This is a genomic window from Rugamonas sp. GW822-FHT03B10 (assembly GCF_058801745.1).
Map to the genome: position 1 here is coordinate 42,773 of NZ_JBXANP010000012.1, position 12,660 is coordinate 55,432.

The 12,660-nt window shown below is 69.5% G+C and carries 9 protein-coding genes; 5 read left to right on the plus strand and 4 right to left on the minus strand.

Annotated elements, in window-relative coordinates; translation table 11 throughout:
• Positions 1-7: 7 nt before the first annotated feature.
• The 5 genes from AC1RQG_RS18740 to AC1RQG_RS18760 all read left to right on the plus strand — a co-directional run bounded on the left by AC1RQG_RS18740 (position 8) and on the right by AC1RQG_RS18760 (position 7,405).
• Positions 8-1,930, plus strand: a complete 1,923-nt coding sequence (locus tag AC1RQG_RS18740) for an XrtA/PEP-CTERM system amidotransferase (RefSeq protein WP_493133500.1) — start codon at positions 8-10, stop codon at positions 1,928-1,930.
• A complete protein-coding gene (locus AC1RQG_RS18745) occupies positions 1,927-2,919 on the plus strand; it encodes a polysaccharide deacetylase family protein (protein ID WP_493133501.1) in 993 nt (330 codons plus the stop codon). The genes AC1RQG_RS18740 and AC1RQG_RS18745 overlap by 4 nt, the downstream gene beginning before the upstream one ends.
• A gap of 70 nt (positions 2,920-2,989) precedes the next feature.
• On the plus strand, positions 2,990-4,213 hold the full coding sequence (locus tag AC1RQG_RS18750) for a TIGR04063 family PEP-CTERM/XrtA system glycosyltransferase (RefSeq protein WP_493133502.1): 1,224 nt from the start codon (positions 2,990-2,992) through the stop codon (positions 4,211-4,213).
• Positions 4,210-6,642: a glycosyltransferase gene (locus AC1RQG_RS18755; protein WP_493133503.1), complete on the plus strand. Its 2,433-nt coding sequence runs from the start codon at positions 4,210-4,212 to the stop codon at positions 6,640-6,642. The genes AC1RQG_RS18750 and AC1RQG_RS18755 overlap by 4 nt, the downstream gene beginning before the upstream one ends.
• A gap of 10 nt (positions 6,643-6,652) precedes the next feature.
• The gene (locus AC1RQG_RS18760) at positions 6,653-7,405 is read left to right on the plus strand and encodes a class I SAM-dependent methyltransferase (protein ID WP_493133504.1); all 753 of its coding nucleotides are present in this window, start codon (positions 6,653-6,655) and stop codon (positions 7,403-7,405) included.
• Here the strand turns inward: AC1RQG_RS18760 and AC1RQG_RS18765 are convergent.
• Genes AC1RQG_RS18765 through AC1RQG_RS18780 form a run of 4 tightly spaced genes read right to left on the minus strand, consistent with a single transcriptional unit; the run spans position 7,402 to position 12,659 of the window.
• Positions 7,402-8,628 (minus strand): hypothetical protein, encoded by a 1,227-nt coding sequence (locus AC1RQG_RS18765; RefSeq protein ID WP_493133505.1) that lies wholly within the window; start codon positions 8,626-8,628, stop codon positions 7,402-7,404. The genes AC1RQG_RS18760 and AC1RQG_RS18765 overlap by 4 nt on opposite strands.
• 2 nt (positions 8,629-8,630) lie before the next feature.
• Positions 8,631-10,136 (minus strand): MBOAT family O-acyltransferase, encoded by a 1,506-nt coding sequence (locus tag AC1RQG_RS18770; RefSeq protein ID WP_493133506.1) that lies wholly within the window; start codon positions 10,134-10,136, stop codon positions 8,631-8,633.
• Positions 10,126-11,199: a glycosyltransferase gene (locus tag AC1RQG_RS18775; RefSeq protein ID WP_493133659.1), complete on the minus strand. Its 1,074-nt coding sequence runs from the start codon at positions 11,197-11,199 to the stop codon at positions 10,126-10,128. The genes AC1RQG_RS18770 and AC1RQG_RS18775 overlap by 11 nt, the downstream gene beginning before the upstream one ends.
• On the minus strand, positions 11,199-12,659 hold the full coding sequence (locus AC1RQG_RS18780; RefSeq protein ID WP_493133507.1) for an oligosaccharide flippase family protein: 1,461 nt from the start codon (positions 12,657-12,659) through the stop codon (positions 11,199-11,201). The genes AC1RQG_RS18775 and AC1RQG_RS18780 overlap by 1 nt, the downstream gene beginning before the upstream one ends.
• Position 12,660: the final 1 nt, after the last annotated feature.

A 12,660-nucleotide genomic window follows, 5' to 3' on the forward strand; every position in this document is an offset into this window, starting at 1 on the left:
AAATGCCATGTGCGCCATAGTGGGCCTGTTCGACCTGCAGGACATGCGTGCGATCGACGCCGGATTGCTCGATCGGATGAACGCGACCATGCGTCACCGTGGCCCGGACGGCGACGGCAGCCACCGCGAGCCGGGCCTCGGTCTGGCCCACCGCCGGCTGTCCGTCATCGACCTGGCGGCCGGCCACCAGCCCATGTATAACGAGGACCACAGCGTGGTGGTGGTCTACAACGGCGAGATTTACAACTTCCAGGCCCTGGCCCGCGAATTGCAGCAATACGGCCATCGCTTCCGCACCCACTGCGACACGGAGGTGATCGTCCACGCGTGGGAACAATGGGGGCGCCGCTGCGTCGAGCGCTTCCGCGGCATGTTCGCGTTCGCGCTGTGGGACAGGCGCGAGCAGACCCTGTTCCTCGCCCGTGACCGGCTCGGCGTCAAGCCGCTCTACTACGCCATGCTCGACAACGGACAACTGGCGTTCGCCTCCGAGCTGAAAGCGCTGCTGGCGCACCCGGCCCTGCGCCGCACGCTCGATCCGCTGGCGGTGGAGGACTATTTCGCCTATGGCTATGTGCCCGAACCGCGCACCATCCTGGCCCAGGCCCGCAAGCTGCCGCCCGGGCACACGCTGTGCGCGCGCCGGGGCGCGCCGTTGGCGGCGCCGCAAGCCTACTGGGACGTGCCGTTCACGGCGGTTGCCGTCGCCAGCGAGGCGCAGGCGGCTGACGAACTGACGGCCCGCCTTACCGAGGCCGTCCGGATGCGGCTGGTGGCCGATGTGCCGCTGGGCGCCTTCCTGTCGGGCGGCGTCGATTCCAGCGCCGTGGTGGCCATGATGGCGCGCTGCACGCGCGAACCGGTCAACACCTGCGCCATCGGTTTCGGCGAGCAGCAGTACGACGAGAGCGCCTACGCGCAGATGGTCGCCACCCATTGCGCCACCCGCCACCACGCCTTGCGCGTCGATGGCGACGACACCGGCCTGATCGACCGTCTCGCCGCCTTGTACGACGAACCGTTCGCCGACAGTTCCGCCCTGCCCACCTACCGCGTCTGCGAACTGGCGCGGCAGCGCGTCACGGTGGCCCTGTCGGGCGACGGCGGCGATGAGAACCTGGCAGGCTACGCCCGCTACCGCTGGCATGTGCGGGAACAGCGCTGGCGCGACCGCATCCCCGCCCTGTTGCGGCGCCATGTGTGCGGCGCGCTCGGCCGCGCCTATCCAGACGCCCAACGGCTGCCGCGTCCATTGCGGGCCCGGGCCACGTTGCAGTCGCTGGCGCGCGACGCGATCGGCGGCTACTTCCACAGCATCGCGCTGGTGGACGACGAAGCGCGGAATAGGCTGTTCAGTGCCAGCTTCAAGACCAGCTTCGGCGGCTACCGCGCGATCGAGGTGCTGCGCCGGCACGCGGCCGCCTGTCCCGCACCCGATCCGTTGTCGCAAGTACAGTATCTGGACCTGAAGACCTACCTGCCCGGCGACATCCTCACCAAAGTGGATCGCGCCAGCATGGCCCACGGCCTGGAAGTGCGGGTGCCCTTGCTCGACCACGAACTGGTCGGCTGGCTGTCCGGCCTGCCGCCGCAACTCAAGCTGCACCACGGTGAAGGCAAATACATCTTCAAGCTGGCCATGGCCGCCCACCTGCCGGCCGCCGTGCTGCACCGTCCCAAGATGGGCTTCGCCGTGCCGATGGCGGCGTGGCTGGACGGCCCGCTGCGGCAACGCCTGCGCCTGTGCGCGCAGGACGGCCCGCTGGCCGACTCGGGCACTTTTGACATGCAGCACGTGCGCCGGCTGACCGAAGCGCCGGTGGCAGGCCAATGCGCGCTCACTTCGACGCTGTGGTCGCTGCTGATGTTCGACGCCTTCCTGCGCAATGTGCTGGACCAGCCGGAGGCCGCCACGCGGCGCGCCGCATGACGCCGCACCATGTCCTGCAAGTATTGCTGACCGTGGACACGGAACTGTGGCCAAACGCCGCCGGCTGGCCACACCATCCGCTGCCCGCGCACGCCCGGTTGGACGATGAGCTGGCGGCCGACATCCACGGCCTCACCGACAGTGGCGGCTTCGGCCTGCCCTACCAGCTCGGCGTGCTGCGCCACCACGGGCTGCGGGCCTCGTATTTCACGGAAGGCTTGTGCGTGCAGCAAACGGGCCTGGCGCCGCTGCGCCATATCGTCGGTCTGGTGCAAGGCGCCGGCCAGCAGGTGGAATTGCATCTGCATCCGGAATGGGCGGTGGAGCGGCCCTATGCGCAGCCGTGCCAGTACCTGTGCCAACTGCCCATGGAGCGGCAAAGCACGCTGATCGGCCAAGCCATCAATAATCTGCGGGCGGCGGGCGCGGGACCGCTGCACGCGTTCCGCGCCGGCAGCTTCGGCGGCGACCGCACCACCCTGCGCGCGCTGGCGCGGCTAGGTCTGCGCTTCGACAGCAGCTACTCGCCGGCCTACCCGTTGGGCGGCTGGGGTCAGGCGATCACCGGGCCGACGTTGATCGAGGGCGTGTGGGAATTCCCCGTCTCATCCTTCCAGGACTTCCCCGGGCATCGCCGGCACGCCCAGCTGTGCGCCTGTTCCAGCGGCGAGCTGACGCACGCGTTGGAATCGGCCTGGCGCGCCGGCTGGCAGGCGTTCGTCATCGTGCTGCACAGTTTTGAGATGGTGCGCAAGCGCGGCGGCGGCCGCCTGCCGGTGCCCCGGCGCCACGTGATACGCCGCTACGAACAACTGTGCGCCTTCCTCGGCCGGCACCGCGACCGGTTCCACACCACAGTGTTCCCCGAGCTCGCGACGCACGCGCTGCGGATACCGCCCCAGCCGGCACTGTTGCGTTCCCGCCCACACGACACCGTGGCGCGGCTGGCGCAGCAAGCGTGGAGCGAGGCCTGGTGCCGGATAAGCTGATCCAGCGCAAACCGTCGGCCGCCAAATGTCTGAATCATAGACCATCTGAGCCAGACCGCCGGGTATCCCCATGCGCATCCTGCACGTCCTCGACCATTCCCTGCCCCTGCACAGCGGCTACACGTTCCGCACCCTGGCCATCCTCAGACAGCAGCGGGCGCTCGGCTGGGAGACGATCCACCTGACCAGCGCCAAACATGCCGCCGCCGATCCGGCGCGCGCCGCCGAACAGCAGATCGACGGCTGGCACTTCTACCGCACGGCGCCGCAGCAACGCTGGTACAACGCGCTGCCGCTGCTGCGCCAGTGGAGCGTGGTGCGCGGCCTGACGCGGCGCCTGCGGCAGGTGGCCGCCAAGGTCAGGCCAACCATCCTGCACGCCCATTCCCCCGCGCTGAACGCGCTGGCCGCGCTGCGCGTGGGCCGCGCGCTGGGCATCCCCGTCGTGTATGAAGTGCGCGCATTCTGGGAGGACGCGGCGGCCGACCACGGCACCAGCCGCGCCGGCGGCTTGCGCTACCGGCTCAGCCGCGCACTGGAGAGTTACGCCGTGCGCAGGGCCGATGCCGTCACCACCATCTGCGACGGCCTGCGCGACGACCTGGTGGCGCGCGGCATCCCGGCCGCCAAGATCACCGTCATCCCCAATGCCGTGGAGGCGGCCCATCTGCGCGCGCCGACCCGGCCGTCGGGCATGCTGGCCCACAGCCTGGGGTTGACCGGCAGCCTCGTGCTCGGTTTCATCGGTTCCTTCTACGCCTACGAAGGCCTGGCGCTGCTGATCGACACCCTGCCCCGCATCGTGCAGGCGCTGCCCTCCCTGCAACTGCTGCTGGTCGGCGGCGGGCCGCAGGAGGCCGAGTTGCGGGCCCAGGTCGCGCGGCTGGGGCTGGAGCGCCGCGTGCGTTTCGCGGGCCGGGTCGCCCATGTGCGTATCGACGAGTATTACCAGATCGTCGACGTGCTGGTCTACCCCCGACTGCCCATGCGCCTGACCCAGCTGGTCACGCCGCTCAAACCGCTCGAAGCGATGGCCCAGGGGCGGCTGGTGGTGGCCTCGGACGTGGGCGGTCACCGCGAGCTGATCGAGGACGGCAAGACCGGCGTCCTGTTCCCGGCCGGCGACGGCGCAGCCCTCGCCGAGCGCATCATCCACCTGGCGCGCCATGCCGACAGCTGGAACGGATTGCGCCAGAACGCACGCCGCTTCATCGAACGCGAACGCACCTGGGCCGGCAGCGTGGCCCGCTACGCGGCCGTCTATGGCGCGCTCGTCGAGGGGGAATCGACATGAGCGCGCTGTCTGTCGCGCTGGTCGGCCCTTGCGCCCCGCCGGCCGGCGGCATGGCCAACCAGATGGCCCATCTGGCCGAACTGCTGGCGGCATCCGGCGCCACGGTGGAACTGGTGCGCACCAACGCGCCGGTCCAGCCGGCCTGGCTGTCCTCCGTGCGCGGACTGCGGGCAGTCTGCCGCCTGCCGCCGTACCTGCGCGCGTTGTGGCGCGCGGCAGGCCGGGCTGGCATCGTCCACGTCATGGCCAACTCCGGCTGGGCCTGGCATCTGCACGCGGCGCCGGCCGTCTGGATAGGCCGGCTGCGGGGCAAGGCCGTGCTGCTGCACTACCACGGCGGCGAGGCGGCGGTCTTCCTCGCCCGACGCGGCCGCGTGGTGACCATCACGATGGGCATGGCCCACGCGATCGTCGTGCCGTCGGCCTTCCTGGCCCGGCTGTTCGGGCAATATGGCTTGTCGGCCATGATCCTGCCGAACGTCGTGGACCTGGCGCGCTTCTCTCCCGGTCCTCCGGTGTCGCGCCCCTGTCCCGTGATCGCCGTGTGCCGCCACCTTGAGCCCGTGTACGACCATGCGACCGCCCTGCGCGCCTTCAACCTGCTGCGGCACGACGTGCCCCATGCCCGCATGGTGATCGCCGGCGAGGGCGGCGAACTGGAGCGGCTGCGCGCACTGGCCGGCGCGCTGGGCGTCGCCGATGCCGTATCGTTCACCGGGGCACTGGACCAGGATGGCATGGCGCGCCTTTACCACGGCGCCGACGCCGTCCTCAACCCCAGCCTGGCCGACAACCTGCCCGTGTCCGTCCTTGAAGCGCTGGCCAGCGGCGTGCCGGTGGTCAGCACCAACGTGGGCGGGATAGGCTGGCTGCTCGACCACGGCGTGACCGGGATGCTCACCGCGCCGGGCGACGCCGAGGCCATGGCCCGCCATTTGGGCGCCATCCTGCACGACAGCGTGGCCGCTCAGCGCATGCGCGCGGCCGGCATCGAGCTGGCCGCCCGTTACACATGGCAGCACGTCGGCCCGCGCCTGCTGGCGCAGTACCGCCGGTTGTCGCGCCGGCCACGGGGCGGCTGGTACACGCGGCTGGTCGCCCGTCCGCTGTTTCTGCTGCAGGAGCGCCTCAAGCACCATACCAGCGCGACGCTGCTCCCCGCGTTGGAGGCGAGCCAGTGGCTGTCGCCCGCCGCCTTGCGGCACATGCAAGTCCAACGCCTGCGCGCCCTGCTGTGCCATGCCGGCCGGCACGTGCCTTATTACCGCGATCTGTTCGCCCGCCTGGGCTTCGATCCCGCGCGCGTGCACGATGTGCGCGACCTGCGTTGCCTGCCCATCCTGCGCAAAGCCGACATCAGCGCCGGGCGCGAGACGTTCCGCTCCGAGATCGCCGGCCCCTTGCAGCGCTGCAATACCGGCGGCTCCAGCGGCGAGCCGTTGATCTTCCACCTGGGCCGAGCCCGCGTCAGCCACGACGTGGCCGCCAAGTGGCGCGCCACGCGGTGGTGGGGTGTGGACATAGGCGACCCCGAGGCCGTCCTGTGGGGCTCGCCCATCGAGCTCGGCGCGCAGGACCGCTGGCGGGCCTGGCGCGACCGTCTGCTGCGCACCACGCTGCTGCCCGCGTTCCGCATGTCGACGCCCCGGCTGGACGGTTACCTGCGGCGCTTGCAGCGCCTGCGCCCGCACATGGTGTTCGGCTATCCATCGGCCTTGTGCCATCTGGCCCGCCACGCGCAGGCCCAGCGCGTGGCGCTCGACACGCTGGGGGTGCGCGTCGTGTTCGTCACGGGCGAACGCCTGTACGAGGAGCAGCGCACGCTGCTGGCGACGGCGTTCGGCTGCCCGGTGGCCAACGGCTATGGCGGCCGCGACGCCGGCTTCATCGCCCACGAATGCCCGGAGGGCGCCATGCACGTGAGCGCGGAGGACATCATCGTCGAGATCGTCGGGGCGGATGGCGAGCCGGTGCCCGATGGCGCGCCGGGCGCGATCGTCGTCACCCACCTCGCCAGCGGCGACTTCCCGTTCATCCGCTACGCGACGGGCGACCGGGGCGCGCTGGGCACGGCGCCCTGCCCCTGCGGCCGTGGCCTGCCCTTGTTGCAGAGCCTGGAAGGCCGCAGCACCGATTTCGTCATCGCCCACGACGGCACGGTCATGCACGGCCTGGCCCTGATCTATATCCTGCGCGACATTGCCCAGGTGCGGGCATTCAAGATCGTGCAGGAAAGCCTGTTGCTGACGCGCGTGCTGGTGGTCTGCGTGCCGGCGCTGGCCGACGAGACGCGCGCCGCGATCGTGGCCCAGTTCAAGGCCAGGCTCGGCGCCGAGGTCGCCATCGACATCGCCGAAGTGGCCGAAATCGCCGCCGAGGCCTCCGGCAAATACCGCTACGTCGTCAGCCATATCGCCGCCACATCCTGAAAGGCCACCCATGCTCCCGTATGCCACCGTGTCCCTGATCTGCCTGCTGTTGCTGCTGGGCCTGTACAACCTGCGCAAAGTGCGGGAAGCCCATGTGCTGCTCAATCTCGTGCATGATCAGGCGCACCGCCAGCCCGCCACCCTGTTCCGACAGCTCGAGGCCTTGCAGGGCCTGTACGTGGAACTGGCCCTGCGCCGCAGCCTGCCCGACACGCGTGGCTGGGCCGCCTCGCCCGACTTCCTGCTCGAACTGGTGCGCCATGCGCGTTCGGCCATCCCGTTGACCGTGGTTGAATGCAGCAGCGGCACGTCGACGTTGGTGCTTGCGCGCTGCATGCAACTGAACGGCGCCGGCAAGGTCTACAGCCTGGAGCATGATCTGCAGTATGCCGAGCAGACGCGCCAGCAGTTGCTCCTGCACGGACTCCAGGGCTGGGCGGAGGTGCTGTACGCGCCCTTGCTGCCGCATGACCTTGACGGTGAGCGTTGGCCCTGGTACGGGCTGGGCGACGTGCCGGCCGCCGACATCGACATGCTGGTGATCGACGGCCCGCCCCAGGGCACGCGGGCGCGGGCGCGCTATCCGGCCGGGCCGCTGTTGTTCCCGCGCCTGTCCGACCGCGCGGCCGTGTTCCTTGACGATGCGGACCGGGTGGACGAGCAAGCCATCCTGCAACGGTGGCAACAGGACTATCCCGACCTGTTGCGCTCGTCGCGCCTGTGCGAAAAGGGATGCGCCGTGCTGCAACGGCGCGCGCGCTAGGGGCCGAACCGCCCGGCCCGCGCCAGCGCCAGTTGCTCGGCGGCGATGTCGCGCGCCATGGCCGTCTCCAGCGGATGCTGCGCGTGGTAGCGCTCGCGTGCCGCGCGCATGGCGGCCAGATGGGCCGGCATGGCGCCAGGGGTCAATTCCGTGCCGAAGTCGCCGGGAATGGCGGCGCCGGCGTCGGTGAACATGCGGCCCAGCACCATGCGCCCGACGTTGACGCGGTAATGCGACGGCTCCCAATAATTAATCATCTGTTCGCGGCGCGTCGCCTGCGGGATGGCCTCGGTCGTCACGCTGTTAAAGCCTGAGAAGTCGTAGACCCGCACATCGCAGGCCCGGCCGCGCTGACGTTCGGCCATGGCGGCCAGCCCGGTCTGCCAACCCTCCATGGCCTGCCATTTTCCGGCCCAGTACAGCGCGTCCGCCATCATGGCATGGGTGGGGTTGATGTACAGGCGCACGCGCGCGCCGGCCTCGCACATGGCGTCCACGGCCTGTTCGAGCGCATGGGCCGCGGCCCGCGTGGGGCCGGCGCCGCGCACGAATTCGCGGGTGCGCGGCACCACGGCGGCCCGCGTACCGGCCCAACCACCGATGCGCGAACGGCGCATGCATACCTCGTCGCGCTGGCCCCGGAACGCGAGGCTGGAATGGCAGACGGCGCCGAAAGTGCCCATGAGCTGGCTCAGCGAGTCGAGCGTCATGTCCACCGTCAAGCCCCGCTTCAGGTCGAGCAGCGTTCGGCGCAAGCGATAGAAGTGGCCGTGGGCGACGAGGGCGCGGTCGAAATCGGTATTGCCGACCTCCAGCGAAAACGATGGCGCGTCGATGCCCCAGACGACGGTGCCGGGCCGGCTGACGGCGAACGCGTGCTGCGCCATGGCCACGGTATCGCCCAGCGAGGCGCCGGACAAGGCGCCGTTGAACACATCCATGCCCGCGAACTCGGGCAGCCGGGTCGGCATCCCCAACTCGGTGCGCGAATTGCCCAGATAAAGCACGGATGGATTGAACCGGGCGAGCGCGTAGGTCTTGCCCCAGGCGCTGAGCTTCTCGCGCGCGGGCCGCAAGCGCATGACTTCGGACGTGTCCCACTGGTGGATCAGGTAGGGATCGACCACGTAGTTCAAGGACAGCAGCGTGCCGATCATCAGGGCGCTGCCGCCGCACACGATGGTCAGGTAGTTGCGCCAGTCAGGTTGGGGAGAGCTGGACATGATCAGAACTGGAAGTAGAGAAACTCGCTGACCTTGTTCATGCTGAGCAAGCATCCGAGGAACAAGGCGACCATGGCCACACCCCAGGCCGGACGCGGATGCCAGTCCAGCCAGCGCCACCGGGAAGGCTGAAATATTCTTTCAATAACAGGCTCATAATAAAAGAATATTTCCTGCGTGTTGGGCGCGCACAGCGCCAGCACGGCGGCCACCGCCAACGTCGGCGGGCCCAGTCCGCCGAAATCGATCCAGCGCAAGCCGTCGAAGCGCGGCGCCAGGCCCAGGCCGGCGAATTGCGCGCTGAACGCGGCCAAGGCATGCGGCAAGCTGACGCCGGCCCCGCCCGCCAGCGCCCGGTAGATGTCGACCGCCGTGTTCCAGTCCGGGGCCCGGAACATCACCCAGGCGAGCATGACCGCGAGCAGGGTCAGCGGCCGGTGCCACCAGCGCGGCGCGCCACCGTGCAGGCCGCGCCAGGCATGGTGGACCACCAGATACAGGCCGTGCAAGCCGCCCCACAACACGAACGTCCAGCCGGCGCCATGCCACAGCCCGCCCAGCAGCATGGTCGCCATCAGGTTGGCGTAGCGCCGGGCCGGCCCCAGTCGATTGCCGCCCAATGGCAGATACAGGTAGTCGCGCAGGAAGCGCGACAGGCTCATGTGCCAGCGGCGCCAGAACGCACTGATGTCGGACGCCTGGTAGGGCGAGTTGAAATTGAGCGGCAGCTTCACGCCAAACAGGCGCGACAGGCCGATGGCCATGTCCGAGTAACCGGAGAAATCGAAATACAGCTGGAACGTGTAGGCCAGCGTGGCCAGCCAGGCCTCCAGCAGCTGGGGATGGGCGCCGGCCGCGAAGACCGGCGCGACCATGCCGGACAAGTTGTCGGCGATCAGCGTCTTCTTGGCCAGTCCGGCCACGAACACGGACAAGCCCACGGCCACATCGGGCGCGCTCAGCCGGCCCCGGGCCGGGTCGGTGAACTGCGGCATCATCTCGCGGTGATGCAGCACCGGCCCCGCGATCAGGTGCGGGAAATAGCTGACGAACAGTCCATACTCGATCAAGCCCGGCTCGCGCGCGCTGCCACGGTAGCAATCGACCAGGAAGGCGACCTGGGTGAACGTGAAGAAGGAGATCCCGATCGGCAGCACGATCGCCCAGCCCCGGCTGTGCCCGCCGGTGACGGAGGCGGCCACCGCCACCAGGAAATTCATGTACTTGAAATAGCCCAGCAACAGCAAATTCGCGGCGAGGGCCGCCCAGAGCCAGCGCTTGCGCGCCGGCCCGGCCGCCGCCACGATGCGCCCCGCCAGCCAGAAATTGCCGCCTATGGAGGCGAGCAACAACGGCAAGTAACGGACATCCCAGTAGCCGTAGAAGAACAGCGAGGCCCATGCCAGCCAGGCCATGGCCGCGCGTGGCCCATAGCGGCCCAGCCACGCATAGCCGGCCAGCACCACGGGCAGGTAGCCGAACAGGAAGGCGAACGAGTTAAACAGCATGCGTCGCCTCACTGCGGGTGCGCAGCACGCTCGCATAACAGGCGGCGATGCGGCTGGCCACGTGGCGCCAGGTGTAGTCTTCCACCAGCGCGCGCACGGCGGCCCGCGCGGGTGGCGCGGCCAGCAGGCCGGTGATCGCCTCCCGCTGGCCCCGGCCGTCGTCCCAGCGGCACAGTTTGATCGCGGCCTCGCCGCCGGCCAGCCGCAGCGCGCTCTGCTCGGTCATCACCACCGGGGTGCCGGTCGCCAGCGCTTCCAGCACCGCCAGCGGGAACACTTCGCCCTGGCTCGGCAAGGCCAGCACCGAGGCCGCCGCGTAGGCGCTGGCCAGCAAGGGATCGCCATGATCGAACGCGCCCAGCCAGCGCACTTGCGGCTCGCGCTGCAACTGTTGCAGATAGGCTTGGTGGGTATGCTGGGCATGGCCGATCAGGACGATGGGCAGGCCAGTCCCCGCCAGCGCGCGCACCAGCCCCAACTGATTCTTGTACGGCGATATGGCGCCGACCATCAGCACGAACGGACGGTCGATGCCGGAACAGGCGCGGAACAAGGCGCCATCGGCCTGGAAGAACTGGCTGCTGATGCCGTTGGGCAGCACGCAGATCTTGGCCGGGTCGATACGGAAGGCGGAGCGGATCGCGTCCCGTTCCGCGTTTCCCAGCGCGATCACCAGCTGCGCCAGCTGCAGCGCGCGCTTGGTCTGCGCGTAGCTGGTCTGCACCGTCCAGGCGGTCAGCCGGCCCGTGAGGCGGTCGGCCAGCCGGGCGCGCCAGCCGTTGGCGCGGTTCCAGCCCGGCGACAGCAGCGGCGACAGCACGATGGGCACGCCCATGTCGTCGGCCGACTCGACCACGCGATGGTTGCCGTTGATGGCCGCGAACACGTGGATCAGGTCGAACTCGTCGAGGCGCTGGCGGTTGGGATCGAGCAGCTGGACCTCCAGCTCGGCCGCCTGCGCATCGCGATAGCCATTGAGGGCGGCGATGGTCTCGCGCACCTGGATCTGCAAGCCGCCCTCGCGCTGGAACAACATTGGATAGGACACCACGCCCACGCGCATCACGTTCTCCCCTGCCCGGTCAACATGCTCAAGGATTTGCGGCCCGCCCCCCGGAGCTCCATGCCCAGCGGGTGGCGGCACAACAGGATGGCGGCGAGCCAGCACAGCAGGCAGGCCATCGCGCCGGCGAACAGGCGCGGCAGCGGATGGGCCGGATCGTCCGGCCACGACCAGAGCAACGCAACGGTGCCGGCCGTGGCCGCCACAGCGACGGCCGCGCTACGCCCCACGGCGGCGGCCAGTTGCACCAGGGTCAGACCAGTGAGCGCGACCAGGCAGCGCCAGGTGAGCCAGCTGCGGAACAAGGCGCCAAACACGACCGCCCATGCGACCGCTTCCAGCCCGAACGGCGTGGCCAGCAGCACCGCGACGATGCGCGCGGGCACGGCTTGCGCGTCCAGCCTGGCCTGCGCGCCAACCTGCCCCAGCGCGACAAACAGATAGCGGGCCATGCTGAACATGCTATAGCAGGCCGAGGACAGGCACATGATGCGGATCAAAGGCCCGGCCGCATCCCATTGCGGCCCGTATAGCAAGCGCAGCAGGCTGCCGGCCGTCAGTGCGACGAAGCTGAAGAACGGCCAGGCCAGCACGGTGATATGGCCGACGGTGTCGAGGTAGGCGGCGCGCAGATCGGTCCCGACCCGCGCTTGCTGGGAAAACCAGGGGAAGATGACGGGCGAGATCGCGCTGGTGATCAGTTGGTTGAACACGTTGAGCAAGCCCATCGCCTTGCCGAACATGCCGACGTCGGCCACGCCGAGGAACTTGCCGATGATAAGCTCGGGCGCGGCCACACCGATCTCATCGATCACGCCGCCGCCCGTCGCCAGCGCGCCGAACGACAGCACGGCCCGCACGCCGCGCCATCCCGGCAGCCACGGTAGTTCACGGGGCCGGAAGCACAGCCCGGCCAGCAGCGAGGCGGCGGTGGCGGCGACGGCCGCGGCCGCCAGGCTCAAGGCGCTCCATCCGAGCAGCGCGAATCCCAGCGTGCAGGCCAGTTGCACCACGCTGTGTACGGTGTTGATGGCGTAGATGGCGGAAAAACGCAGCTGGCGGCGCAGATACACGACCGTCGTGGCGCCGAACGGCAACAGCAGGAAATTGCATGCCAACAGTGCCAGCACCATGCGCAGCCGCGGCTCCCGGTAGAACGCGGCCACCGGCCCGCTGGCCAGCCACACCAGCGCGGCCAGCAGCCAGGCCACGGCGATGCTCACGGTCAGGGCCGCGCGCAGTTTGTCCTTGCTCAGTTCCCGCTCCTGGATCAGGAACTGCCCCACGCCGAAATCGCGCACCACCTGGGCCAGGCCGACCAGCACCGCGCCCACGGAATAGACCCCGATCTCTGCCGGCGTGAGCAGCCGGGCGATGACCATCGAGCCCGCTGTACTGAGCAACAACAGCGTGTACTTCTCGGCGAACGAGTACAGGAAGGAGCGGCGCGTCGCATCCATG

Coding starts and splice junctions, on each gene's coding strand:
- AC1RQG_RS18740 (WP_493133500.1), top strand. CDS start 8: ATGTGCGCCATAGTGGGCCTGTTCGACCTGCAGGACATGCGTGCGATC.
- AC1RQG_RS18745 (WP_493133501.1), top strand. CDS start 1,927: ATGACGCCGCACCATGTCCTGCAAGTATTGCTGACCGTGGACACGGAA.
- AC1RQG_RS18750 (WP_493133502.1), top strand. CDS start 2,990: ATGCGCATCCTGCACGTCCTCGACCATTCCCTGCCCCTGCACAGCGGC.
- AC1RQG_RS18755 (WP_493133503.1), top strand. CDS start 4,210: ATGAGCGCGCTGTCTGTCGCGCTGGTCGGCCCTTGCGCCCCGCCGGCC.
- AC1RQG_RS18760 (WP_493133504.1), top strand. CDS start 6,653: ATGCTCCCGTATGCCACCGTGTCCCTGATCTGCCTGCTGTTGCTGCTG.
- AC1RQG_RS18765 (WP_493133505.1), bottom strand. CDS start 8,628: ATGTCCAGCTCTCCCCAACCTGACTGGCGCAACTACCTGACCATCGTG.
- AC1RQG_RS18770 (WP_493133506.1), bottom strand. CDS start 10,136: ATGCTGTTTAACTCGTTCGCCTTCCTGTTCGGCTACCTGCCCGTGGTG.
- AC1RQG_RS18775 (WP_493133659.1), bottom strand. CDS start 11,199: ATGCGCGTGGGCGTGGTGTCCTATCCAATGTTGTTCCAGCGCGAGGGC.
- AC1RQG_RS18780 (WP_493133507.1), bottom strand. CDS start 12,659: ATGGATGCGACGCGCCGCTCCTTCCTGTACTCGTTCGCCGAGAAGTAC.